General features: G+C 62.2%; 1 protein-coding gene. It reads left to right on the forward strand.

Annotation, left to right across the window (positions count from 1 at the left end; all coding sequences use genetic code 11):
- Window positions 1-262: class I tRNA ligase family protein (locus tag AC0L20_RS41215; protein ID WP_473295864.1), on the forward strand; the 262-nt coding region annotated here is incomplete at both ends.

Raw genomic sequence — 262 nt, forward strand, 5'->3', positions numbered from 1 at the left:
GCCAACCGTCCGGACTGGTGCATCTCCCGCCAGCGCAACTGGGGCGTGCCGATTCCGTTCTTCCTGAACAAGGAAAGCGGTGAGCTGCACCCACGCACCGTCGAGCTGATGGAAGAAGTGGCCCAGCGCGTTGAACAGGAAGGCATCGAAGCCTGGTTCAAGCTGGACGCCGCCGAGCTGCTGGGTGACGAAGCGCCGCAGTACGACAAAATCAGTGACACCCTCGACGTGTGGTTCGATTCGGGCACCACCCATTGGCACG

It is taken from the genome of Bradyrhizobium sp. Kon58, from assembly GCF_055807455.1.